Origin of the sequence: Streptomyces sp. BK239, assembly GCF_004217285.1 — a bacterium.
GTDB lineage: Bacteria > Actinomycetota > Actinomycetes > Streptomycetales > Streptomycetaceae > Streptomyces.
On the sequence record NZ_SHKS01000006.1, the window covers coordinates 449,417 to 472,584 of the forward strand.

Genomic DNA, 23,168 nt, shown 5'->3' on the forward strand with positions numbered 1-23,168 from the left:
TGGGTTGGCCACAGCCCCGCCACTGCCTACCATCGATCACCGCAAGACTTTGTGCACCGTCGCACAATCTCCTCGGGAGGCTTCCTTGCACAGCCGCCGTCGTCGCACCGCGCTCCTGCTGTCCGCCGCGATCGTCGCGGCGGGCCCCCTCCTCACCGCCTGCGGCAACGAGGCGCACCCCGGTGCGGCGGCCGTCGTCGGCGGGCAGCGGATCACCGTCTCCCAGCTGGAGGAACGGGTCGACGAGGTCCGCGCCGCCCAGCGCGCCGCCGTCCCCGACGACGCCCGGTACGCCCAGGTCGTCGCCCGGACCGGCACGCTCGCCCGGGACACCTTGCACGGCATGATCCTCGACCAGGTGCTGCACCGCGCCGCCGCGGACGCGGACGTCACCGTCTCCCGCAAGGAGGTCCAGGCGATGCGGGCCGGTCTCGAGCAGCAGGCCGGCGGTGCGAAGGCGCTGGAGACGACGTGGCTCCAGCAGTACGGCATCCCGCCGCAGCGCCTCGACGACAACCTGCGGCTCCAGCTGGAGGCGCAGAAGCTCGCCGCCCGGCTCGGCGCGGACACCAGCCAGCCCGCCTTCTGGAAGGCGCTGTCGAAGGCCTCCCAGGACCTCGGCGTCGACCTCAACCCGCGCTACGGCGACTGGGACGTGCAGAAGGTGAGCCGCGTCGACGCCAAGACGCCCTGGGTGCGCGACGTCACCGCGGCCGGGGCACCGCAGACGACCTGACCCCGGGCGGGGCAGGGCGGAGGGCATCAGGGCGCCCGTCGTCCGGCGGACGGGTTGTCGGATCGTCGTACGGCCGCCTGTGGACGACTCGGGGAGATGTCGGCGGCGTGCGTTACGTTCGGGGTGTGAACGCGATCAGCAGCTCCGCAGCGGCCTCCCCGGGCGGTCCCGACCTGTCCCCGGGCCGGGTCGTCCTGCTCACCACCAGCCACCGCGTGGCCCCCGGCCTGCTGGCCTGGCCTGCCTGGGAGGCCTTGCGCACGGCCGACCGCGTGCTGTGCGCGGACGGCGCCCACCCCCAGCTGCCGTACCTGCGCGAGGCGGGCGTGGTGGTCGAGGAGGCGTCCCCCACCGCGGAGGAGCTCGTCGCCGCCTGCGCCGGCGGGCACACGGTCGTGGTCGTCGCCACCGGCGAGGGCGAGCCCGCGCTCACCGACGGACTGGCCCGGCTGGCGGGCTCCGGCCGCCTCGCCATGCCGGAGCTGGAGCTGCTGCCCGCCTCCTACGACCTTCCCGGCGCGCGCCTCCTGGACCTCGTCCAGGTCATGGACCGCATCCGCGCCGAGTGCCCCTGGTCCTCCCGCCAGACCCACAAGGGCCTGGCCAAGTACGGCATCGAGGAGGCGTACGAACTCGTCGAGGCCATCGAGGACGGCGACCGGGAGGAGCTGCGTGAGGAACTGGGCGACGTCCTCCTCCAGGTCGTCTTCCACGCGCGGATAGCCGAGGAGGACGAGGAGGAGCCCTTCTCCGTGGACGACGTGGCGGCCACGATCGTCGCCAAGCTCATCCACCGCCACCCCCATGTCTTCGGCGACGCCACGGCGGCGACCCCGGAAGAGGTCAAGGCGCACTGGATGCGCACGAAGGCGGTCGAGAAGCGGCGCGAGTCGGTGACGGACGGCGTCCCCCTCCACCAGCCGGCCCTGGCCCTCGCGGCCAAGCTGGCGTCCAGGGTGCGCTCGGCCGGCCTGGAGGTCCCCCTGCCCGCCACCGGGGGCATCGGCTACGAACTGCTGGCCCTGGCCGCCCGGGCCGAAGCGGAGGGCGCCGACCCGGAAGCATCGCTGCGAGCGGCCGCCCGCACATACCGGGAGGCCATCCGCACGACAGAGGGCTTGCGGGACTGACCGCAGGGGTCGGCTCCCGCCGGCACGCTCGTCGCCCTCGTGCCGTGTTCGCTCGCCGTGCCGATACCGTCGTGAGGTGAGCAGCCAGACCGATTCGTTCGTTTCCGGGCCCGGGCCCGTTCCGGAGCTTTTCAGCTGGGAATTCGCCAGCGACCCCTACCCCGCATACGCCTGGTTGCGGGAGCACGCGCCGGTGCGGCGGACCCGGCTGCCCAGCGGGGTGGAGGCGTGGCTGGTCACCCGGTACGCCGACGCCAAGCAGGCCCTCGCCGACCAGCGGCTCTCCAAGAACCCCGCGCACCACGACGAGCCCGCCCACGCCAAGGGCAAGACCGGCATCCCCGGTGAGCGCAAGGCCGAGTTGATGACGCACCTGCTGAACATCGACCCGCCGGACCACACCCGCCTGCGGCGTCTCGTCAGCAAGGCGTTCACCCCCCGCCGGGTCGCCGAGTTCGCGCCCCGCGTGCAGGAGCTCACCGACGACCTCATCGACCGGTTCGCGGCGCGGGGAAGGGCCGACCTCATCCACGACTTCGCCTTCCCGCTCCCCATCTACGCCATCTGCGACCTGCTGGGCGTCCCCCGCGAGGACCAGGACGACTTCCGGGACTGGGCGGGGATGATGATCCGGCACGGCGGGGGCCCGCGCGGCGGAGTCGCGCGGTCGGTGAAGAAGATGCGCGGCTATCTCGCCGAGCTCATCCACCGCAAACGCGAGGCCCTCACACCGGAACCCGTCCCCGGCGAGGACCTCATCTCCGGTCTCATCCGCGCCTCCGACCACGGTGAGCACCTCACCGAGAACGAGGCCGCCGCCATGGCGTTCATCCTCCTGTTCGCCGGGTTCGAGACCACCGTGAACCTGATCGGGAACGGCACCTACGCCCTGCTCACCCACCCCGGTCAGCGCCACCGTCTGCAGGACTCCCTCGCCGCGGGCGACCGCGCCCTGCTGGAGACCGGCGTGGAGGAACTCCTGCGCTACGACGGTCCGGTGGAGCTCGCCACCTGGCGGTTCGCCACCCGCCCGCTCAGCATCGGCGGGCAGGACATCGCCGCCGGCGACCCCGTCCTCGTCGTCCTCGCCGCGGCCGACCGCGATCCGGAACGCTTCGCGGAACCCGACACCCTCGACCTGAGCCGCCGTGACAACCAGCACCTCGGCTACGGCCACGGCATCCACTACTGCCTCGGCGCGCCCCTCGCCCGGCTGGAGGGCCAGACCGCGCTGGCGACCCTCCTCACCCGTCTGCCCGACCTCCGACTCGCCGTGGGACCCGAGGAGTTGAGGTGGCGCGGCGGCCTCATCATGCGCGGACTGCGCACCCTCCCCGTGGAGTTCACCCCGGTCGAACGGTGACCTCGTGAACGCCTCGCGCCGGCTCCCAAACCTGATGCCGTGTGACCGGATTGCGAAACGAAGGTGACCGATTCTCAAGTCTGTGATCTTCACGTGATCTACGCGGCATTAACTTGTGACAAGCGATCGTCTGCCGATACGTTCACTCGTCAACGCGGCGACCCTCTTCCGCTCGTCGCGAGGGCACTGCTGTCTCGAGAAAGGCGTTCGCATGCTCACCGGGAACGGTCGTCACCGTCGCCCCCGCCAGGCCCCGGCCCTCATCGTCGCGGCCGGTGTGACCGGTTCCGCCATCGCCATCCCCCTGCTCGGCGCCTCGGCGGCGAGCGCGGCCGACGGCACCGTGTGGGACCGGGTGGCGGAGTGCGAGAGCGGCGGCTCCTGGAGCGCGAACCAGGGCGGCGGCGAGTACGGCGGTCTGTCGCTCAGTCAGGAGGACTGGGACAAGTACGGCGGGGGCGAGTACGCCTCGCGTCCCGACCTGGCCAGCCGCAACCAGCAGATCGCCGTCGCCCAGAAGGTCCTCGCCGGCGAGGGTGTGGGCGCGTGGGGCACCTGCGGCCTGACCTCCGGGCTCACGGCCGACGCGGCCGCGGGCGACGTGGACACCGGCCTCGCGGACGACTCGTCCGACTCCTCGATCACCTCCGGTCTCGCCGACCTCTCCAGAGGCTCCGGTTCCTCGGGCTCCTCCGGCTCCTCCCAGGGGTCCGGCGGCGGCTCCGCCGGATCGGAGAAGGATGCGGGAGATTCGCAGTCTTCGCCCTCCGCGTCACCTTCGTCTCCTTCCTCCCCTTCATCCGGTTCATCCGAATCGTCATCCCCTGCGGGTGACGGCTCGGCGAAGTCGGACGGCGCGGCAGGCTCCGGTGAGGCACAGGCGGGCGACAGCTCGCCCACCGAGTCCCCGAAACTGGACGAGTCGAACAATTACGGTCAGGACGCCGGTTCGTGGAGCCTCGTCGACACCGGCTCCATCGCCGCGGGCTCCGCCGGCGCGGAGACGCTCGACGCCGACGCCCTCGGCTCCGGACGCCACCGCGGCCCCACCGCGGACGAGACCGCCGGCAACGCCGCCCCCTCCTCCGGCCGCCACGCCGCCAACACCCTCGGCGCCGCGGACACCTACACCGTCCGCGACGGCGACTCCCTCGCCTCCATCGCCGACTCCCTTGGCGTCGACGGCGGATGGCGTGCCCTCTACGTCGCCAACCGGGACGCCATCGGCGCCGACCCGGCCGACATCGCACCCGGTCAGACCCTGGTCACCGTGGTCGGCTGACCGGGCGGGGGAGTGGATCAAGAGGGCTGAAAACCCCCCGAAACGGGGGGAGTTCACGTCACATTTCGCTCCTAAATGTCCGTTTCGGTGAAAGTGTGGGATGAGTCTCAGAGGCCCCTCTCGTCTTTGATATTCCGTCGGTTCCGTGCCTACGGTCGTGACCGCTCGGCAACCCGAGCCCCGGCTGCCGCTACGCCGAATCCTGCCGACGGCCGCCCGGGAACAGTCGTCGCATCATGCGCCGCGGGCAGGAGCGGGGGACCCAAGGTAAGCGCCGGGCCCAGCGGTTCAGCTGGATCCGGCTAGGGGTGAAGCCACGCCTCCGACGGAGGAGTGGCCGGGCAACCCAACCGGCCCGAACCCGACAGCTCACCTCGTAGGCGTCGGTGAGGGGATCCACCATGCTGTTTTCCGCCAAGGGCAAGCACCGTCGTCCGGCCAAGGCCACCCGTGCCGCCGCGCTGGCCGGTGTCACCGGCGTCGCCATCGCCGCCCCGCTGATGGCCGCGGGCAACGCCTCCGCCGCCACCTCCTCCGAGTGGGACGCCGTCGCCCAGTGCGAGTCGGGCGGCAACTGGTCCATCAACACCGGCAACGGCTACTACGGCGGGCTGCAGTTCTCCGCCTCCACCTGGTCCGCGTACGGCGGCACGCAGTACGCCTCCACCGCCGACAAGGCGAGCAAGTCGCAGCAGATCCAGGTCGCCGAGAAGGTCCTCTCGAGCCAGGGCAAGGGCGCCTGGCCGGTCTGCGGCAAGGGCCTGTCCGGCGCCGCGTACACCGGCGGCTCCTCCGACAGCGGCTCCGGTTCCGGCTCCTCCGACAGCGGCTCCGGCTCCTCGGACTCGGGCAGCCGCTCCACCGAGAAGCAGAGCGCCTCCCGCTCGACCGAGCGTCCGGCCGTCAAGAGCCAGAAGACGGTCACCACGCCGACCGGCGAGAAGGTCAAGAAGGGCGACGGCGAGTACAAGGTCGTCGAGGGCGACACCCTGAGCTCCATCGCCACCGAGCAGAAGGTCGCCGGCGGCTGGGCCAAGCTCTTCGAGCTGAACAAGGACATCGTCGACGACGCCAACCTCATCTTCCCGGGCCAGCAGCTTCACCTGAAGTGACGGCCGGCTCCGGCCGAAGCCACAGCGTCCTCGCCGGCGAGGCCCGCACACCCGGGGCCTCGTGAGGGCCGCCCCCGTCCCCACGGGCTCCCCGCCCCGGTGCGTTCTCCCCCGTACGCACCGGGGCGGGGTTCGTTCTTCCCACCGCCGGGCGTTCTCCCGGCGTTCGCCCGCCTTCCTTGCCGCCCCTCTTTGTTCCGGCCGGGAACAATGTGTACCGTCTGTCTGTCCACGGGACGGTCGGTCGGCTGCCGACGGCCCCGGGGCGGTTAGGCTCTAGTCGAACCAGCGTCACATCCCATGAAGGAGATGCTCGTGCCGTCCATCGACGTCGTCGTAGCCCGGGAAATCCTGGACTCCCGAGGCAACCCCACGGTCGAGGTCGAGGTCGGCCTCGACGACGGCAGCACGGGTCGTGCCGCCGTCCCCTCCGGCGCTTCCACCGGCGCCTTCGAGGCCGTCGAGCTCCGCGACGGCGACCCCGACCGCTACCTCGGCAAGGGTGTCGAGAAGGCCGTCCTCGCCGTCATCGAGCAGATCGGCCCCGAGCTCGTCGGCTACGACGCCACCGAGCAGCGCCTGATCGACCAGGCCATGTTCGACCTGGACGCCACCGACAACAAGGGCTCCCTCGGCGCCAACGCCATCCTCGGCGTCTCCCTCGCCGTCGCCCACGCCGCCTCCGAGGCCAGCGACCTGCCGCTGTTCCGCTACCTGGGCGGCCCCAACGCGCACCTGCTGCCGGTGCCGATGATGAACATCCTGAACGGCGGCTCGCACGCCGACACCAACGTGGACATCCAGGAGTTCATGATCGCCCCGATCGGCGCGGAGTCCTTCTCCGAGGCCCTGCGCTGGGGCGCCGAGGTCTACCACACCCTCAAGAAGGTGCTGAAGCGCAAGGGCCTGAGCACCGGCCTCGGCGACGAGGGCGGCTTCGCCCCGAACCTGGACTCCAACCGTGCCGCCCTCGACCTCATCCTCGAGGCCGTCAAGGAGGCCGGCTACACCCCCGGCGAGCAGATCGCCCTGGCGCTCGACGTCGCCGCCTCCGAGTTCTACAAGGACGGCGTCTACGTCTTCGAGGGCAAGGAGCGCTCCGCCGCCGAGATGACCGACTACTACGCCGAGCTCGTCGAGGCGTACCCGCTGGTCTCCATCGAGGACCCGCTGTTCGAGGACGACTGGGAGGGCTGGAAGACCATCACCGAGCGCCTCGGCGACAAGGTCCAGCTCGTCGGCGACGACCTGTTCGTCACCAACCCCGAGCGCCTCGCCCGCGGCATCGAGGAGGGCGCCGCCAACGCCCTGCTGGTCAAGGTGAACCAGATCGGCTCGCTGACCGAGACCCTCGACGCCGTCGAGCTCGCCCAGCGCAACGGCTTCAAGTGCATGATGTCCCACCGCTCCGGCGAGACCGAGGACGTCACCATCGCCGACCTCGCCGTCGCCGTGAACTGCGGTCAGATCAAGACCGGCGCCCCGGCCCGCTCGGACCGCGTCGCCAAGTACAACCAGCTGCTGCGCATCGAGGAGATCCTCGACGACGCCGCGGTGTACGCCGGCCGCAGCGCCTTCCCCCGGTTCCGCTTCACGAACTGAGACGCGGCCACGGCCTGACGCCCTCAGGCAGCGTCGTACGTACGTCCCCGTACCCGGTCCCGTACCGTGTGCGGGGACGTACGCGCGTGTGACGCGGGACGGAACACGTGCGACGCGGGACGAGACGGGAGGCGGGACATGTCCGTGAGGGACCGGGACCGGTTCTCCACCACGACCAGGATCAGGCTGCTCGGCGAGCAGACGGCGGCCCGTGTCTACCGCTCGCAGACCAAACGGCAGGCCCGCCGCTCCCGCCTCACCGGCCGCGCCGCCCTGCTCGCGCTCGTCCTGTGCTCGCTCGTGGTGGCCCTCGCCTACCCGATGCGCCAGTACGTCTCCCAGCGCGCGGAGATCGCCGACCTCCAGCGCGAGCGGGAACAGGCCCGGCAGCGGGTGGAGGAACTGCGCGACCTCAAGGCACGGTGGCAGGACGACGCCTATGCCGAGCAGCGGATCCGGGAGCGGCTGCACTACGTGATGCCGGGGGAGACGGGCTTCGTCGTCATCGACCCGGGCGCCGCCAGGAAGTCCCGTACCGACCTCGGCGCCGCCGACCGCCCCTGGTACTCGAACGTCTGGGACGGGGTCGACAAGTCCGACGCCGCCGACCAGTGAATGAACGATAGAAAGACAGTCATGGAAACGCCCCCGCCGACCACCGAGCGCACCGAGCCCACCGACGCGGACGTCGAGGCCTTCCGGCAGCAGCTCGGACGCCCGCCGCGCGGTCTGCGCGCGATCGCCCACCGCTGCCCCTGCGGGCAGCCGGACGTCGTCGAGACGGCCCCCCGTCTCCCCGACGGCACGCCCTTCCCGACGCTTTACTACCTGACGTGCCCCAAGGCGAACTCCGCGATCGGCACGCTGGAGGCGAACGGCGTGATGAAGGAGATGACGGAGCGGCTGGGGACGGACCCGGAGCTCGCCGCCGCCTACCGGGCCGCGCACGAGGACTACGTCCGGCGGCGCGACGAGATCGAGGAGCTGAAGGGCTTCCCGAGCGCGGGCGGCATGCCGGACCGGGTGAAGTGCCTGCACGTCCTCGTGGCGCACTCGCTGGCCGCCGGCCCCGGGGTGAACCCGCTCGGGGACGAGGCGCTGGCGATGCTGCCCCGGTGGTGGGCCAAGGGCGCCTGCGTGACGCTGCCGGAGCCGCCGTCCGGCGAGGGGGAGGCCCAGTGACCCGCGTCGCCGCCGTCGACTGCGGTACGAACTCGATCCGGCTGCTCGTCGCCGACGCGGACCCCGCGACGGGTGAACTCCTCGAGCTGGACCGGCGTATGACGATCGTCCGCCTCGGGCAGGGCGTCGACCGCACCGGCCGGCTGGCGCCCGAGGCGCTGGAGCGGACCTTCGCCGCATGCCGGGAGTACGCGGCGGTGATGAAGGAGCACGGCGCCGAGCGGCTGCGCTTCGTCGCCACCTCCGCCTCCCGTGACGCCGAGAACCGGGACGAGTTCGTGCGCGGGGTGCTGGACATCCTCGGCGTGGAGCCGGAGGTCATCTCCGGCGACCAGGAGGCGGAGTTCTCCTTCACCGGGGCCACGCGGGAACTGACGGGCCGTGACGACCTGGCCAGGCCGTACCTGGTGGTGGACATCGGCGGCGGCTCGACGGAGTTCGTGGTCGGCGACGACCGGGTGCGGGCGGCGCGTTCCGTGGACGTCGGCTGTGTGCGGATGACCGAGCGGCACCTCGTGGTGGACGGCGCGGTCAGCGACCCGCCCACCGCGCGGCAGATCGCGGCGATACGCGCCGACATCGAGGCCGCCCTCGACCTCGCCGAGGAGACGGTCCCGCTGCGCGAGGCGCGCACGCTGGTGGGTCTGGCGGGCTCGGTGACGACGGTGTCGGCGATCGCGCAGGAGCTGCCGGAGTACGACTCGGCGGCCATCCACCACTCCCGTGTCCCGCGTGAGCGGGTCCGCGAGATCGCCGAGTGGCTGCTGCGCTCCACCCACGCCGAGCGCGCGGCCGTCCCGTCGATGCACCCGGGCCGGGTGGACGTCATCGCCGCCGGCGCCCTGGTACTGCTCTCGATCATGGACCGGATCGGAGCGGAGGAGGTCGTGGTGAGCGAGCACGACATCCTCGACGGCATCGCGTGGTCGGTGGCCTGAGCTGAACCGGTGCTCGCGAGGGGTCTCGGCGTCGCTGCCGTGGCACTCCGCTGAGCAGTGCGGACAACGTTTGAGCGGGGTGAAGGGGCTCTTCGGGGCCCCTTTTCCGCACTCCGGGGAGCCGCCCCGAAAAACTTCGTGAAGTTCTTCACAAGGAAATGGGTCCGGCGGGAGCGCGGATCGACCCCGGTTGGCCCTTCCGGGGGCCCAACGGCCCTGTGAACATGTTCAAAAGGCGCGCGGCTGGACGTTTCGCGAGGGGCTGGAGGAGAGGTGTTTCGAAGGCCTCACCCGGGTCGTTCATCACCGGAGAGGCAGCTCACGCGGCATTGACAACGGTGCGGGGCGGCTGCCGGTTCCCCTTCGCCGCCATGATCTGGATCACGTGGGCCGCGGAGGATAGCACACACCCTGAGCGAGCTTGTGAAGGGGCGCACGAGCTACCCCCCTGAGGCGGGTGGATACTCGATGGCATGAGCACCACGGAGCGTCCCAGGATCCTCGTAGTAGGCGGTGGGTACGTAGGCCTGTACGCAGCTCGGCGCATCCTCAAGAAGATGCGCTACGGCGAGGCGACCGTCACGGTCGTCGACCCCCGGTCGTACATGACCTACCAGCCCTTCCTCCCCGAAACCGCCGCCGGCAACATCTCCCCGCGGCACGTCGTCGTCCCGCTGCGACGCGTGCTGCCCAAGGCGGAGGTCCTCACCGGCCGGGTCACCACCATCGACCAGGACCGCAAGGTCGCCACGATCGCCCCCCTCGTCGGTGAGGCGTACGAGCTGCCCTTCGACTACCTGGTCGTCGCGCTCGGCGCGGTCTCCCGCACCTTCCCGATCCCCGGCCTCGCCGAGCAGGGCATCGGCATGAAGGGCATCGAGGAGGCCATCGGCCTGCGCAACCACGTCCTGGAGCAGCTCGACAAGGCCGACTCGACCAACGACGAGGAGATCCGCCGCAAGGCGCTCACCTTCGTCTTCATCGGCGGCGGCTTCGCCGGCGCGGAGACGATCGGCGAGGTCGAGGACATGGCCCGCGACGCGGCCAAGTACTACAAGAACGTGTCCCGTGAGGACATGCGCTTCATCCTCGTGGACGCCGCCGACAAGATCCTCCCCGAGGTCGGCCCCAAGCTCGGCCAGTACGGCAAGGAGCACCTGGAGGGCCGCGGCGTGGAGGTCTACCTCTCCACCTCGATGGACTCCTGCGTCGACGGCCACGTCGTCCTGAAGAACGGACTGGAGGTCGACTCCAGCACGATCGTGTGGACGGCGGGCGTCAAGCCCAACCCGGTCCTCGGCCGCTACGGCCTGCCGCTCGGCCCGCGCGGTCACGTCGACTGCGCGCCGACGCTCCAGGTGCAGGGCACCGACTACATCTGGGCCGCCGGCGACAACGCCCAGGTCCCGGACGTCGCCGCCCGCAAGGCCGGCGTGGAGAACGCCTGGTGCCCGCCGAACGCCCAGCACGCGCTGCGCCAGGCCAAGGTGCTCGGCGACAACGTGGTCTCCGGCATGCGGGGCTTCCCGCAGAAGGAGTACTCGCACTCCAACAAGGGCGCGGTCGCGGGTCTCGGCCTGCACAAGGGCGTCGCGATGATCGTCATGGGCAAGATGAAGATCAAGCTCAAGGGCCGGCTGGCGTGGTACATGCACCGCGGCTACCACGGCCTGGCGATGCCGACGTGGAACCGGAAGATCCGTGTCTTCGCGGACTGGACCCTCGGCATGTTCCTCAAGCGTGAGGTCGTCGCCCTCGGCGCGCTGGAGTCCCCGCGCGAGGAGTTCTACGAGGCCGCGAAGCCGGCCCCGGTCGCGGCGGCCCCCAAGCAGGAGAAGACCGAGGTCAAGGCTTCCTGACCCCGCCCACCAGAACCCCGAAAGGGCCGCCCGCCATCCGTGGTGCGGGCGGCCCTTCCGCATACCCGCCCCTCCGGGGACGTGGGGCGTAACTCCACAGAGGCGCACGGTCCACGTCCGAGCGAGTCGGACGGCGGGCAAAGCCGGCGCAACCGGCAAAGCCCCCTGCCGGGGTGTGGGGCACAGCCCCACGGAGGGGCAAGTTCTGCATCCGAGCGAGTCGGACGAGCCAACCGGCGGAGCCCCCGCCGGGGGTGTGGGGCGCAGCCCCACGGAGGGGCGCGTTCTGCGTCCGGGCGAGTCGGACGGGTCGGGATCTGCGCAACCGGCGGGGCCCCTGCCGGGGTGTGGGCGTAGCCCCACGGAGGGGCACGGTTCCTGTCCGAGCGAGTCGGGCGGGCGAACCCTGCGCAACCAACCGGCGGTGTCCGCGCCAGGGGTGTGGTCGTAGCCCCATGGAGGGGTGCCGGTCCATGTCCGGGCGAGTCGGGCGGGTGGATTCTGCGCAACGGGCGGAGCTCCCTGCCGGGGTGTGGGCGTAGCCCCACGGAGGGGCACGGTCCGTGTCCGAGCGAGTCGGGCGGGCGAACCCTGCGCAAGCGACCGGCGGTGTCCCCGCCAGGGGTGTGGGGCGTAGCCCCACGGAGGGGTGCGGTCCGTGTCCGAGCGAGTCGGGCGGGTGGGTGGGCAAAAATCTTCGCAACCGGCGGAGCCAACCGCTGGCACACAGCCCCGCAAGTGCTTTCGTGGTGTCAGGACATTCCGGGATCACCCCTCACGGAGGTGTGCATCATGGCTGACGCCGCTCCGCGGCTCCACGCCCTCGTCGAACAGTTGCTGGCCGCCCCCTTCCGGCTCCGCATCCGCGCCTGGGACGGTTCGCAGGCCGGCCCGCCCGGCGCGCCGACCCTCGTCGTGCACAACCGCAGGGCCCTGCGCCGTTTCCTGTTCAAGCCGGGCGAACTGGGCCTGGCCCGCGCCTGGGTGGCCGGCGACCTGGAGATCGAGGGCGACCTCTACACCGCCCTCGAACGCATCTCCGGCCCCGTCTGGCAGCGGGACGAGGACGCGAGACCCCTCACCGAGGCCCTGCGCGACCCCCGCTTCCGCGAGGCCGTCCGCGGTCTGTTCGCACTCGCCGGCCCGCCGCTGCCGCCCGCCCCGCCGCCGGAGGAGGTCCGCCGCCCCGGCCACCTCCACACCCGCCGCTCCGACCGCCGCGCCATCAGCCACCACTACGACGTGGGCAACGACTTCTACGAACTCGTCCTCGGCCCGTCCATGGTGTACTCCTGCGCCTACTGGGAGTCCCCCGAACGATCCCCCGAGGCCACGCTGGAGCGGGCCCAGCACGACAAGCTCGAACTCGTCTGCCGCAAACTCGGCCTGACGCCCGGTCAGCGCCTGCTGGACGTCGGCTGCGGCTGGGGCTCGATGGCGATCCACGCGGCGCGCGAGCACGGCGTGCGCGTCGTCGGCGTCACGCTCTCCCGGGAGCAGGCGACCTACGCCCGCAAGCGCGTCGCGGACGCCGGCCTCACCGACGTGGTCGAGATCCGCGTCCAGGACTACCGCGACGTCACCGACGGCCCGTACGACGCGATCTCGTCCATCGGCATGGCCGAGCACGTCGGAGCGGAGAAGTACCTGGAGTACGCGGCCGCCCTGCACACGCTCCTGCGCCCCGGCGGGCGGCTGCTCAACCACCAGATCGCCCGCCGCCCCCAGCGGGACGAGAGCGAATACCGCCTCGACGCGTTCATCGAGGCCTACGTCTTCCCCGGCGGCGAGCTCTCCCCCGTCGGCACCACGGTCACCCACCTGGAACGCGTCGGCTTCGAGGTCCGTGACGTGGAGTCGATCCGCGAGCACTACGCCCTCACCCTGCGCCGCTGGGTCGCCAACCTGGAGGCGGGTTGGTCGCGGGCCACCGCCCTGACCAGCCCCGGCCGGGCCCGCGTCTGGCTCCTCTACATGGCGGCGTCCGCCCTCGCGTTCGAACGCAACCGCATCTCCGTCAACCAGGTCCTGGCCGTCCGCACCCCGGACTCCGGCGCCTCCGGCATGCCCCTGCGCGCCCGCACCTGGAACTGACGGCGCGGGGAGACGACGAGGGACCCCGCCGCACACCGCGACGGGGTCCCTCGGGCACCGCTCACTCCGACTTGATCGCCGCCAGCATGTTCAGCCGCGCCGCCCGCCGCGCCGGCCACAGCGCCGCCAGCACGCCCACCGCGGCGGCCAGCACCAGGAACAGGGCGATCCGGCCCCACGGCAGGACGAGTTCGTACGTCGCCATGCTCGTCCCGAGCAGCTCACCGGCCGCCCAGCCGAAGAACACGCCGAGCCCGATGCCGAGCACCGCGCCGAACAGGGAGATCACCAGGGACTCCAGCCGGACCATCCGCTTGATGCCGGTGCGGTCCAGGCCGATCGCCCGCAGCATGCCGATCTCCTGGGAGCGCTCGAACACCGACATGGCCAGGGTGTTGACGACGCCGATGACCGCGACGATCACGGCCATGGCCAGCAGGCCGTAGACCATGTTCAGCATCAGCGTGAACATCTTCGCGATCTCGTCGGAGAGGTCCTTCTTGTCCCGGACCTTCACGGCCGGGTTGGAGCCGAGGGCCTTCTCCAGCCGGTCCTTCGCCGCGTCCGTAGCGCCGCCCGAGGTCTTCACGAAGACCTGCATGTCGGCCGGGTCGCTCAGGTGCGGGGAGAGCACGGAGCTGTCGAGGATGATGCCCTGGATCATCTCGTTGCCCTCGTAGACGCCGGCGACGGTCAGCCGCTGCGACTTGCCGTCCTCGTAGTGGGCGGTGAACCCCGAGCCCGACTTCCAGCCGTGCGCCTCGGCGGTGACGCTGTCGACGACGACCTGCGCGCCGCGGACCGTGAAGGCGCCGCCCTCGACCTTCAGGTCGGTCAGCTCGCCGAACGTGCGCCCGTCGACGCCGGTCAGGTACTCGGTTCCCTCGTCGATCCGGGCGTAGCCGTTGCGCATCGGGCTGGTGGCCGTGACGCCGTCGACGTCCTTCAGCTTCTTCTCGACGTCCGGTGAGAGCTCGTTGCCGTTCGCCATGGACACCACGTAGTCGGCGCGGATCGCCGCCGACGCCATCTTGTCGATCGACTTCTGGAGGCTGCCCGCCATGACCGTCATACCGGTGATGAGGGTGAGGCCGATCATCAGCGCGGAGGCGGTGGCCGCCGTGCGGCGCGGGTTGCGCACCGCGTTCTGCCGGGCCAGCTTGCCCGAGACGCCGAACACGCGCAGGGCCGGGGCCGCGGCCGCGACGAGCGGGCGCGACAGCAGCGGAGTCAGGATGAAGACGCCGATCACCAGGAGCATCGCGCCGATGCTCATGGGCGCCTGCCCGTCGGTGCCCTTCATGGTGGTCGCCGCCAGGACGGCGGCGGCGCCCGCGGCGGAGAACAGCGCGCCCAGCGTGTTGCGCAGCACCAGCGACCTGGCGGTGGCCGGGGTGTGCACGCTGCTCATCGCCGCGACCGGCGGGATCTTCGCGGCCCGGCGGCCCGGCAGCCAGGCGGCGAGCATGGTGACGAGGACGCCGACCGCGAAGGCCGTGCCGACGGTGGAGGGGGAGACCACCAGCGGCCCGGCCGGGACGACGGCGCCGAGCGAGCTGATGAGCGAGCGCAGCCCCGCCCCGATGCCGATGCCCGCGACCAGTCCGGTCACGGCGGCGGCCGTTCCCACCACGAACGCCTCGATCAGCACCGAGCGGGTGATCTGCCGCCGGGAGGCGCCGACCGCGCGCATCAGCGCGAGCTCCTTGGTGCGCTGGGCGACCAGCATGGTGAAGGTGTTGGCGATGATGAACGTGCCGACGAAGAGCGCGATGCCGGCGAAGACCAGCAGGGTCTGCTTGAGTCCGGACATCTGCCGGGTGATCATCTCCGCCTGGTCGTCGGCGAGTTGCTCGCCGGTGGCGGTCTCCGAGACACCCTTCGGCAGCGCCTTGTCCAGCGCGGCGCGCAGCGCGGCCTGGCTGACGCCGGGCTTCGCCGTCACGTCGATCTCGTGGTAGGTGCCGGGCTTGCCGAACAGCTTCTGCGCGGTGGCGGTGTCGAAGAGGGCGAGGCTGCCGCCGGCCGCGACATTGCCGTCGTCGGTGGTGAACACGCCGGTGATCCTCGGGGTGAGGACGGGGCCGTTCACCGAGATCCGTACGGTGTCGCCGACCTCGTACCCGGTGCGCTTCGCGGTCGCGGAGTCGATGAGGACCTCGCCGTCGCCCTTGGGTGCGCGCCCCTCGGCGAGCGGGTAGCGCGCGTCCTTCGCGCCCCAGTAGTTCCCGCCTTCCGACTGGAAGCCGCCGCCGGCGAGCTTGCCGTCCTTGCCGGCGATCGCGGTGAAGCCGCGTACGACGCCGACGGCGGAGGCGGCGCCCGGCACGTGCGCGCTGCGGTCGAGCACCGCGTCGGTGAGGTCGGGGAGTTTGCTGATCCGGTTGCCCTCGTCCTCGGGGACCCTGGGCGTGACGGCGACGTCGACGTGGTCGAAGCCCTTGGCGGAGCTCTTCTGGAGCGCCTCGGAGATGGTGTTGGTGAAGACCAGGGTCCCCGACACGAAGGCCACGCCGAGCATCACGGCGAGCACGGTCATCAGGAGCCGGGCCTTGTGCGCGGAGACATTGCGCAAGGCGGTACGGAACATGGGTTTCTTCAGTCCAGGTGGTCCGGAGTTGGGGAGGCGATCAAGTCACCGTGGGCAAGGGGAGTGACGTTTCGTCAGCTCGTGCGGCCCTTGGTGTCGAACCGCTTCATGCGGTCCAGCACCGACTCCGCGGTCGGCCTGTGGACCTCGTCGACGATCCGGCCGTCCGCGAGGAAGACCACCCGGTCCGCGTAGGCGGCGGCCACCGGGTCGTGGGTCACCATGACCACCGTCTGCTTCAGTTCGCGCACCGAGTTGCGCAGGAAGCCCAGCACCTCGGCGCCGGAGCGCGAGTCGAGGTTTCCGGTCGGCTCGTCACCGAAGATGATCTCCGGTCGGGAGGCGAGGGCGCGGGCCACGGCGACGCGCTGCTGCTGGCCGCCGGAGAGCTGCGAGGGCCGGTGGCCGAGCCGGCCGGACAGGCCCACCATCTCGATGACCGTGTCGAGCCACTGCTTGTCGGGCTTGCGGCCCGCGATGTCCATCGGGAGGGTGATGTTCTCCAGAGCGGTGAGCGTGGGCAGCAGGTTGAACGCCTGGAAGATGAAGCCGATCTTGTCCCGGCGCAGCTTCGTGAGGTGCTTGTCCTTCAGGGAGCCCAGCTCGGTGTCGCCGATGCGCACGGAGCCGGAGGAGAAGGTGTCGAGGCCGGCGACGCAGTGCATGAGCGTCGACTTGCCCGAGCCGGAGGGCCCCATGATCGCGGTGAACTCGGCCCGCCGGAAGTCGACGGAGACCCGGTCCAGGGCGACCACCCGGGTCTCGCCCTCCCCGTACGTCTTCGACAGGTCCGTGGCGCGTGCGGCCACGTCGGTGGTCCGGTCGGCGAGAGGGGCAGTGGTCACGGGTGGGGCTCCTGTCGGGACGAGGGTGGTGCCGGGTTACCTGCACCATCGTCCCGGCCCTCTGCCGCCGTGTAGTCACCCGTTGTTCCGGTTCCTAAGGCCGACTTCGGTCGGACCGGAGCACGCCACGTCATACCTGGGGATGACACGCGACCCCGGCAGGGTCAAACGTCAAGAACCGGTGGAGCACCCTCGTTCGTACGGTGAAATTCCGTCATTCCGCATACAGGGCCGATGCTCGCAGGGGACGCTACTGGCAAGTGCGGATGGACAGTTCACGGGGCTGATGCACCCTCAGACCTCAATAAAATAAGACAACATCGGTTCGCTGGGCCGGTGTTCGAGGGGCGCGTCCCGATAGGGTCGGAGCTTCAGCGCGGAGCCCATGGCCTGCCCGGATGGTGGAATGCAGACACGGCGAGCTTAAACCTCGCTGCCCCTCGCGGGCGTACCGGTTCAAGTCCGGTTCCGGGCATCTCCGACGCCTGCCGACACGTGCAGTGTCGTTGCATCCTCCATGGAGGCCTTGACGGCCTCACCCGCCGACGGGCCGTCCGCGCGCACCACCATTGACACCGGCTGACCACGCGCCCAGACTCGCGTCCAGCATAAGTGAAGAAAACTTCACTGTGCGAACCGTGTGCAACGCGTGAACCATGAAGCGCGTGAACACCGACCCGCCGTGGCGGCGACGCCCCGTCGAAGGGAACGCCCGATGCGCACCACCGTCGGCATCATCGGCGCCGGCCCCGCCGGTCTGCTTCTCGCCCGCCTCCTGCACGTCGCCGGCATCGACTCCGTCGTCCTGGAGAGCCGCGACCGCGCCTACGTCGAGCAGCGCCAGCGCGCCGGGATCCTGGAGCAGGGCACGACGGACGTGCTGCGCGCGGCCGGCGCCGGCGAGCGCATGGACCGGGAGGGGCTGCGCCACGACGGCATCGAGCTGCGGTTCGCCCGGCGGCGCCACCGGGTGGACTTCCCCGCTCTCACCGGCGGCCGGTCGGTGACCGTCTACGCGCAGACCGAGGTGTGCAAGGACCTCATCGCCCTGCAGTCGAAGGAGGGCGGCCCGCTGCTCTTCGAGGCGGAGGCGCTCGCCGTCGAGGACGCCGGCACCGACCGCCCCCGCGTCCCCTTCCGGCACGAGGGTCGGGAGGACGTCCTCGTCTGCGACTACGTCGTCGGCTGCGACGGCTTCCGGGGAGTCTCCCGCCGGGCCGTCCCCGCCGGAACGGGCCGCGTCTTCGAACGAACGTACCCCTTCGGCTGGCTCGGCGTCCTCGCCGACGTGCCGCCCTTCCACGACGAACTGGTCTACGCCCGCCACGACCGCGGCTTCGCCCTGCTGTCCATGCGCTCCCCCGTCGTCTCGCGCCTCTACCTCCAGGTGCCGCGGGACACCGACGCCCGGTCCTGGAGCGACGACGAGATCTGGGCGGAGCTGGAGCGCCGCTTCGCCACCGACGACGACTGGCGGCTGGAGCGCGGGCCCATCACCCAGAAGTCGGTCACCCCCATGCGCTCCTTCGTCCACGAGCCCATGCGGCACGGCCGTCTCTTCCTCGCCGGCGACGCCGCCCACATCGTGCCGCCGACCGGCGCCAAGGGCCTGAACCTGGCCGTCGGCGACGTCGTCACCTTCGCGCGCGCCCTGGCCCACCGCCGGCTCACCGGTTCGGCGGAACTGCTCGACGCGTACTCCGCCACCTGCCTGCGCCGCGTCTGGCAGGCCGAGCGTTTCTCCCACGACATGACGACCCTCCTCCACCGCGCCCCCGGCGGCGACCCCTTCGACGACCGCCTCCAGCTCGCCCGCCTGGAGCGCCTGGCCTCCTCACGCGCCGCCGAGACCGACCTCGCCGAGGCGTACACCGGCTTCGCGTTCGAGTGACGCCGGCAGCCCGGACGCCGGCCACGCGCGCGCCTGTGATCTCCGACCGGTTCCGGACGTGTACCGGAACGGTCATGAATGACGCCGGGCGATGCCGGGAATCAAGCGGGGACATAGCGTGTTGCGCAGCACGACGAGGGAAAGATCCTCCCCAAGCAGTAGGGTCAATCCTTTGCCTACCTATTACTCTTGAGCCAAGGCCACGCTGTGTGGCCATGGAGGAGTGAAATGAGGAGCAACAACCCGGTCTTCTCGCGACGGGGGTTCAGCCGCGACAACGGCTACGCGGGCTTCAACGCCGCGCCGCAGGCCGGGGGTCCCGCTGGCGGTACGCAGCAGGGCAATCCTTACGCCCAGCCGGCCGGCAACCCGTACGCGCAGAACCCTTACGCCCAGCAGGATCTGCAGTACGGCGCCCCGCAGACCCCGGTCACCGCCCGCGGCGTGATGACCATGGACGACGTGGTCGCGCGCACCGCCATGACCCTCGGCACGGTGGTCGTCACCGCCGTCCTGTCGTGGCTGCTGCTGCCGGTCGACGAGGCCAACCTCGGCAAGTCGTACGCCATCGGCGTCGGCGCCGGCCTGGTGGCCATGGTGCTGGCGCTGGTCCAGTCCTTCAAGCGCCGTCCCACGCCTGCGCTGATCCTGTCGTACGCCGCCTTCGAGGGCGTCTTCCTCGGCGTGATCTCCAGCGCGGTGTCCACGTACATCGCGGACGGCGTCGTCGCCCAGGCGGTCCTCGGCACCATGGCGGTCTTCGCCGGCGTGCTGGTGGCCTACAAGGCGGGCTGGATCCGCGTCAACCGCCGCTTCTACGGCTTCGTGATGGCGGCCGCGCTCGGCTTCGTGCTGCTGATGGCCGTGAACATGCTGTTCGCCGTCTTCGGCGGCGGTGACGGTCTCGGCTTCCGCAGCGGCGCCCTCGGCATCGTCTTCGGCGTCATCGGCATCATCCTCGGCGCCTGCTTCCTCGCCCTCGACTTCAAGCAGGTCGAGGACGGCGTCGCCTACGGCGCCCCGCGCGAGGAGGCCTGGCTCGCGGCCTTCGGCCTGACGCTGACGCTGGTGTGGATCTACATGGAGTTCCTGCGGCTGCTGTCCATCCTGAACAGCGACTGACGAACCCACCCCGAGAACGCATGAGGCGCCCGGCCGGAGAATCTCCGGCCGGGCGCCTCGCGTTGGTGAGGGGCCGCTCTCAGAGCAGCTTGCGCGCCGCCCTCCTCAGGTCGTACTCATGGATGATCGCCTTGGCGTGGCCGTACGAGAGGTTGTGCTCGTAGCGCAGCCAGCTGACCTTCTCCTCGAAGCGGAGAGCGGGGCCTTCGTCGACGGTGCGCAACCAGTCGGCGACTTCACGACCGGTGCAGTGGGGGATGCGGGCTAGCAGGTTGCGATGGGTCTCCTCGGAGAAGACTTGGGACATCGGCGCCTCCGGTACGCATGGGTGTAAGCCGGTCCTACAGGTCACCGTGCCTGAGCGTTCGCCGGTTGGCAACAGTCGGGGCACAGGGCTGTACGCTCACCGCGTGGTTGATACGACGCCTTTGATCCGTGCGGTGGATCACTTTGCCGATCGTTTGCGGGCGGCGCCGCAGTCCCGGCTCCAGCGGGGCGCCGCCGCGGAGGCGCTGGCGCTGGCCAGGGAGCTGGCCCGCTGGACGCAACGCGTGGAGGAACCCGGCACACAGCCCCGCGAGATGCCCGACGCCGGCATGTTCGCCGCCGCCGACCAGATCACCGTCGCGGGCCACGACCTGGCCGTCGCGCTGACGGACGCCGACGACATCGCGGAGGCGGTGCGGCTGGTGGAGGAGGCCCAGAAGCGGGCCGGCGTCTGAGGAACGGTCGCTCAGAGGCTCGCTATGACCCGGTCCGCCAGGATGTAGATGCTCTCCCCGCCGCAGGCGAAGGTCAGCGTGTACGCGCCGGAGATGCCGGAGCCGCCCAGGAGGTACGGGGTCTCGCCGGCCGCGAGGGCGGTGGAGAGTCGGTCCGCCGTCTCACGGTGTCCCGGGGTCATGCACAGCGTGGTGCCGTCGGCGAAGACGTACACGTCGAGGGTGCCCAGCGGGCCAGGGCGGACGTCGGTCAGCTCCGTGCGGGAGGCGGCCAGGTCCTCCAGCGCCGCGACCGTGCGCTCGTGGTCGTCGACGACCGGCGACTGCACCGGGACGAAGTCCGGGTGGGACGGGTGACGGCGACGGGCCGCGGCCAGCTCGGCGGACTCCCCGGCGAACTCGTCGTTCTCCCCGGTCGGCTCGCTCACCGGTTCCAGGTGTTCCAGACCCACCAGGTCCGCCTGCCGGGGCAGGAACAGCTCGCTGTCGGGCAGGCCCAGCAGGGAGGGCGCGTCGGAGGCGTCACGGGCCTCCTGCGCGGCCCAGAACGCGCGCGCCTCGGCCAGCTCCCGCTCCCGCTCCTCCGCGAGCGCCTCGGCGACCGCGGCGCGTATCCCGTCCGTGTCCGCCGTGGTCCGCGCGGCCGGTACGAGCCCCTGCGTCCCTGCGGTGTTCCGGCCGTTCCCGGCGAGCTGGACGTGCAGGGCCGCGACCTCCCGGCGCAGTTGCAAGAGGGTGCGCAGGACGGCGACACCCACGGCGCCCGTGGCGGCCGTGGTGACCAGCAAGGCGATCGGCAAGGCGCTCACTGACGTACTCCCGGTTTCAAGTCGACCCCCGACTTCCTACATCAGCTTGAAGGGCGGACTATCCAGCTGTCAGTGCGTAACGTCACGAAACGGACAGGACTTTGGCCCGGCGCTCGTGGGTGAATCTGCTCTGAGCTGCGTAAATCCCTACGGCGAGGGAGATAGGTCACATCCTGGGGGAGATTGGATCACAGAACGGCCCGGAATCCAGGGGTTTCCCGGACTCCGGGCCATCGGCTCACGGTGGGTGCCTCAGTGGCTACCCAGAGGTCGTCACGGTCCTCAGCTGAGGCGCTCGATGACCATCGCCATGCCCTGGCCGCCGCCGACGCACATCGTCTCCAGGCCGAACTGCTTGTCGTGGAACTGAAGGGAGTTGATGAGCGTGCCGGTGATGCGGGCGCCCGTCATGCCGAAGGGGTGGCCGACGGCGATGGCGCCGCCGTTGACGTTCAGCTTGTCCAGGTCGATGCCGAGGTCCCGGTAGGAGGGGATCACCTGGGCGGCGAAGGCCTCGTTGATCTCGACCAGGTCGATGTCGTCGATGGTGAGTCCGGCGCGGCGCAGGGCCTGCTGGGACGCCTCGACCGGGCCGAGGCCCATGATCTCGGGCGAGAGGCCGGAGACACCGGTCGACACGATGCGGGCGAGCGGGGTGAGGCCCAGCTCGCGGGCCTTGGTGTCGCTCATGACGACGACCGCGGCGGCGCCGTCGTTGAGGGGGCAGCAGTTGCCGGCGGTGACCAGGCCGTCGGGGCGGAACACCGGCTTCAGGCCCTGGACGCCTTCGAGGGTGACGCCGGCGCGCGGACCGTCGTCCTGGCTGACGACCGTGCCGTCGGGCAGCGTCACCGGGGTGATCTCGCGCGCCCAGAAGCCGTTCTTGATGGCTTCCTCGGCGAGGTTCTGGGAGCGGACGCCGAACTCGTCCATGTCCTGGCGGGTGACGCCCTTGGCGCGGGCGAGGTTCTCCGCGGTCTGGCCCATCGCGATGTACGGGTCGGGCAGCAGGCCGTCCTCGCGCGGGTCGTGCCAGGAGGTGCCCTCCTGCTGCGCGGTCGCCTCCGTGCGGGCCTCGGCCTCGGCGAAGAGGGGGTTGTGGGTGCCCGGCATGTCGGAGGTGCCGTGGGCGTAGCTGGAGACCATCTCGACGCCGGCCGAGATGAAGACGTCGCCCTCGCCGGCCTTGATGGCGTGCAGGGCCATGCGGCTGGTCTGCAGCGAGGAGGAACAGTAGCGGGTGATCGTGCAGCCGGGCAGGTGGTCCATGCCCATCTGCACGGCGACGATCCGGCCCAGGTTGTGGCCCTGCTGGCCGCCGGGGAGGCCGCAGCCGAGCATCAGGTCGTCGATGTCCCTCGGGTCCAGCTCCGGGATCTTGGCGAGCGCCGCCTGGATGATCGTGGCGGTGAGGTCGTCCGGGCGCAGGTCCTTGAGGGAGCCCTTGACGGCGCGGCCGATGGGGGAGCGGGCGGTCGAGACGATGACGGCTTCGGGCATCACGGCTCCATTGGCATGCGGGGGTTCTTCGTACCGGTTGGCTGATTGGGAAGTTACCGGTACGTATGGCCTGGGTCACGGGGATGCCGGTGTGACCCTGACCGCAATTTACTAAGCGCTTGCTTGGGCCTCCGGCGGTGAGCCGAAGAGGGTGCGGGTGGGTGGGGGTTCACGTCCCTGGGGGCTGCGCCCCCAGACCCCCGTCGGCCCGAAGGGCCTCGTCCTCAAACGCCGGACGGGCTGGAGGCGCGGGCCTACCGGCTGGATCGGTCCCGCCTTTCTCCCGAGCGAGTCGGGTGGTGGGTGGGCATAGGTCGGGGGTCTGGGGGCCGAGCCCCAGGGGGTGGCAGGGCCTGGCCCCGGGGGTGGCAGGGCCGAGCCCCCGGGGGGA

Annotated in this window: 19 protein-coding genes, 1 tRNA gene and 1 riboswitch; of the genes, 15 read left to right on the forward strand and 5 right to left on the reverse strand. The window is 71.1% G+C overall.

The window, feature by feature from the left end; all coding sequences use genetic code 11:
• Positions 1-85: 85 nt before the first annotated feature.
• The 11 genes from EV567_RS21290 (at position 86) to EV567_RS21340 (ending at position 13,298) form a co-directional block, all read left to right on the forward strand.
• Positions 86-736: a SurA N-terminal domain-containing protein gene (locus EV567_RS21290; RefSeq protein WP_130442437.1), complete on the forward strand. Its 651-nt coding sequence runs from the start codon at positions 86-88 to the stop codon at positions 734-736.
• Between the two features lie 125 nt (positions 737-861).
• The gene (locus EV567_RS21295; RefSeq protein WP_130442439.1) at positions 862-1,866 is read left to right on the forward strand and encodes a nucleoside triphosphate pyrophosphohydrolase; all 1,005 of its coding nucleotides are present in this window, start codon (positions 862-864) and stop codon (positions 1,864-1,866) included.
• A 76-nt stretch (positions 1,867-1,942) separates the two neighbouring features.
• Positions 1,943-3,229, forward strand: a complete 1,287-nt coding sequence (locus EV567_RS21300; protein WP_130442441.1) for a cytochrome P450 — start codon at positions 1,943-1,945, stop codon at positions 3,227-3,229.
• Positions 3,230-3,440: 211 nt separating this feature from the next.
• Positions 3,441-4,511: a transglycosylase family protein gene (locus tag EV567_RS21305; RefSeq protein ID WP_130442443.1), complete on the forward strand. Its 1,071-nt coding sequence runs from the start codon at positions 3,441-3,443 to the stop codon at positions 4,509-4,511.
• A gap of 229 nt (positions 4,512-4,740) precedes the next feature.
• Positions 4,741-4,909, forward strand: a riboswitch (cyclic di-AMP (ydaO/yuaA leader).
• Between the two features lie 3 nt (positions 4,910-4,912).
• Positions 4,913-5,623 carry a transglycosylase family protein gene (locus EV567_RS21310; protein ID WP_130442445.1) on the forward strand — a complete coding sequence of 237 codons (711 nt, stop codon included), beginning with the start codon at positions 4,913-4,915 and terminating at the stop codon, positions 5,621-5,623.
• Between the two features lie 315 nt (positions 5,624-5,938).
• On the forward strand, positions 5,939-7,225 hold the full coding sequence (gene eno, locus EV567_RS21315) for a phosphopyruvate hydratase (protein WP_130442670.1): 1,287 nt from the start codon (positions 5,939-5,941) through the stop codon (positions 7,223-7,225).
• Between the two features lie 138 nt (positions 7,226-7,363).
• Complete coding sequence (locus EV567_RS21320; protein WP_130442447.1) at positions 7,364-7,840, forward strand: septum formation initiator family protein; 477 nt, start codon at positions 7,364-7,366, stop codon at positions 7,838-7,840.
• Positions 7,841-7,861: 21 nt separating this feature from the next.
• The gene (locus EV567_RS21325) at positions 7,862-8,407 is read left to right on the forward strand and encodes a DUF501 domain-containing protein (RefSeq protein WP_130442449.1); all 546 of its coding nucleotides are present in this window, start codon (positions 7,862-7,864) and stop codon (positions 8,405-8,407) included.
• Positions 8,404-9,345 (forward strand): Ppx/GppA phosphatase family protein, encoded by a 942-nt coding sequence (locus EV567_RS21330; RefSeq protein WP_130442451.1) that lies wholly within the window; start codon positions 8,404-8,406, stop codon positions 9,343-9,345. Before EV567_RS21325 ends, EV567_RS21330 begins: the two co-directional genes overlap by 4 nt.
• A gap of 473 nt (positions 9,346-9,818) precedes the next feature.
• Positions 9,819-11,204, forward strand: a complete 1,386-nt coding sequence (locus tag EV567_RS21335) for an NAD(P)/FAD-dependent oxidoreductase (protein WP_130442453.1) — start codon at positions 9,819-9,821, stop codon at positions 11,202-11,204.
• A 792-nt stretch (positions 11,205-11,996) separates the two neighbouring features.
• Positions 11,997-13,298, forward strand: coding sequence for a class I SAM-dependent methyltransferase (locus tag EV567_RS21340; protein ID WP_130442455.1), 1,302 nt, complete (start codon positions 11,997-11,999; stop codon positions 13,296-13,298).
• Between the two features lie 61 nt (positions 13,299-13,359).
• Here the strand turns inward: EV567_RS21340 and EV567_RS21345 are convergent, their stop codons facing one another.
• Together EV567_RS21345 and EV567_RS21350 are read right to left on the reverse strand one after the other, a co-directional pair.
• Entirely contained in the window at positions 13,360-15,888 is a 2,529-nt protein-coding gene (locus EV567_RS21345; protein ID WP_130442457.1) for an ABC transporter permease, read from the reverse strand.
• Between the two features lie 74 nt (positions 15,889-15,962).
• Positions 15,963-16,733, reverse strand: a complete 771-nt coding sequence (locus EV567_RS21350; protein ID WP_130442459.1) for an ABC transporter ATP-binding protein — start codon at positions 16,731-16,733, stop codon at positions 15,963-15,965.
• A 392-nt stretch (positions 16,734-17,125) separates the two neighbouring features.
• Between EV567_RS21350 and EV567_RS21355 the strand changes: the two genes are divergently transcribed.
• From EV567_RS21355 to EV567_RS21365, 3 genes are all read left to right on the forward strand, one after another.
• Positions 17,126-17,208 (forward strand) — tRNA-Leu (locus EV567_RS21355).
• 240 nt (positions 17,209-17,448) lie between these two features.
• Positions 17,449-18,624: a 4-hydroxybenzoate 3-monooxygenase gene (locus EV567_RS21360; RefSeq protein ID WP_130442461.1), complete on the forward strand. Its 1,176-nt coding sequence runs from the start codon at positions 17,449-17,451 to the stop codon at positions 18,622-18,624.
• A gap of 228 nt (positions 18,625-18,852) precedes the next feature.
• The gene (locus EV567_RS21365) at positions 18,853-19,746 is read left to right on the forward strand and encodes a Bax inhibitor-1/YccA family protein (protein ID WP_130442463.1); all 894 of its coding nucleotides are present in this window, start codon (positions 18,853-18,855) and stop codon (positions 19,744-19,746) included.
• Between the two features lie 79 nt (positions 19,747-19,825).
• On the opposite strand, the gene EV567_RS21370 is transcribed toward EV567_RS21365, so the two are convergent.
• On the reverse strand, positions 19,826-20,053 hold the full coding sequence (locus EV567_RS21370) for a DUF4287 domain-containing protein (RefSeq protein ID WP_130442465.1): 228 nt from the start codon (positions 20,051-20,053) through the stop codon (positions 19,826-19,828).
• Between the two features lie 133 nt (positions 20,054-20,186).
• On the opposite strand from EV567_RS21370, the gene EV567_RS21375 reads away from it, so the two are divergent.
• Positions 20,187-20,468, forward strand: coding sequence for a hypothetical protein (locus tag EV567_RS21375; RefSeq protein ID WP_130442467.1), 282 nt, complete (start codon positions 20,187-20,189; stop codon positions 20,466-20,468).
• A gap of 11 nt (positions 20,469-20,479) precedes the next feature.
• On the opposite strand, the gene EV567_RS21380 is transcribed toward EV567_RS21375, so the two are convergent.
• The gene (locus tag EV567_RS21380; RefSeq protein WP_130442469.1) at positions 20,480-21,277 is read right to left on the reverse strand and encodes a hypothetical protein; all 798 of its coding nucleotides are present in this window, start codon (positions 21,275-21,277) and stop codon (positions 20,480-20,482) included.
• Positions 21,278-21,559: 282 nt separating this feature from the next.
• Positions 21,560-22,777 (reverse strand): acetyl-CoA C-acetyltransferase, encoded by a 1,218-nt coding sequence (locus EV567_RS21385; RefSeq protein ID WP_130442470.1) that lies wholly within the window; start codon positions 22,775-22,777, stop codon positions 21,560-21,562.
• Between the last annotated feature and the right edge of the window lie 391 nt (positions 22,778-23,168).

Bases quoted from the DNA above. Each gene is read 5' to 3' on its own strand.
- EV567_RS21310 (WP_130442445.1), top strand. From the start codon at position 4,913: ATGCTGTTTTCCGCCAAGGGCAAGCACCGTCGTCCGGCCAAGGCCACC.
- EV567_RS21385 (WP_130442470.1), bottom strand. From the start codon at position 22,777: ATGCCCGAAGCCGTCATCGTCTCGACCGCCCGCTCCCCCATCGGCCGC.
- EV567_RS21360 (WP_130442461.1), top strand. From the start codon at position 17,449: ATGCGCACCACCGTCGGCATCATCGGCGCCGGCCCCGCCGGTCTGCTT.
- EV567_RS21370 (WP_130442465.1), bottom strand. From the start codon at position 20,053: ATGTCCCAAGTCTTCTCCGAGGAGACCCATCGCAACCTGCTAGCCCGC.
- EV567_RS21365 (WP_130442463.1), top strand. From the start codon at position 18,853: ATGAGGAGCAACAACCCGGTCTTCTCGCGACGGGGGTTCAGCCGCGAC.
- EV567_RS21320 (WP_130442447.1), top strand. From the start codon at position 7,364: ATGTCCGTGAGGGACCGGGACCGGTTCTCCACCACGACCAGGATCAGG.
- EV567_RS21335 (WP_130442453.1), top strand. From the start codon at position 9,819: ATGAGCACCACGGAGCGTCCCAGGATCCTCGTAGTAGGCGGTGGGTAC.
- EV567_RS21305 (WP_130442443.1), top strand. From the start codon at position 3,441: ATGCTCACCGGGAACGGTCGTCACCGTCGCCCCCGCCAGGCCCCGGCC.
- EV567_RS21345 (WP_130442457.1), bottom strand. From the start codon at position 15,888: ATGTTCCGTACCGCCTTGCGCAATGTCTCCGCGCACAAGGCCCGGCTC.
- EV567_RS21325 (WP_130442449.1), top strand. From the start codon at position 7,862: ATGGAAACGCCCCCGCCGACCACCGAGCGCACCGAGCCCACCGACGCG.
- EV567_RS21340 (WP_130442455.1), top strand. From the start codon at position 11,997: ATGGCTGACGCCGCTCCGCGGCTCCACGCCCTCGTCGAACAGTTGCTG.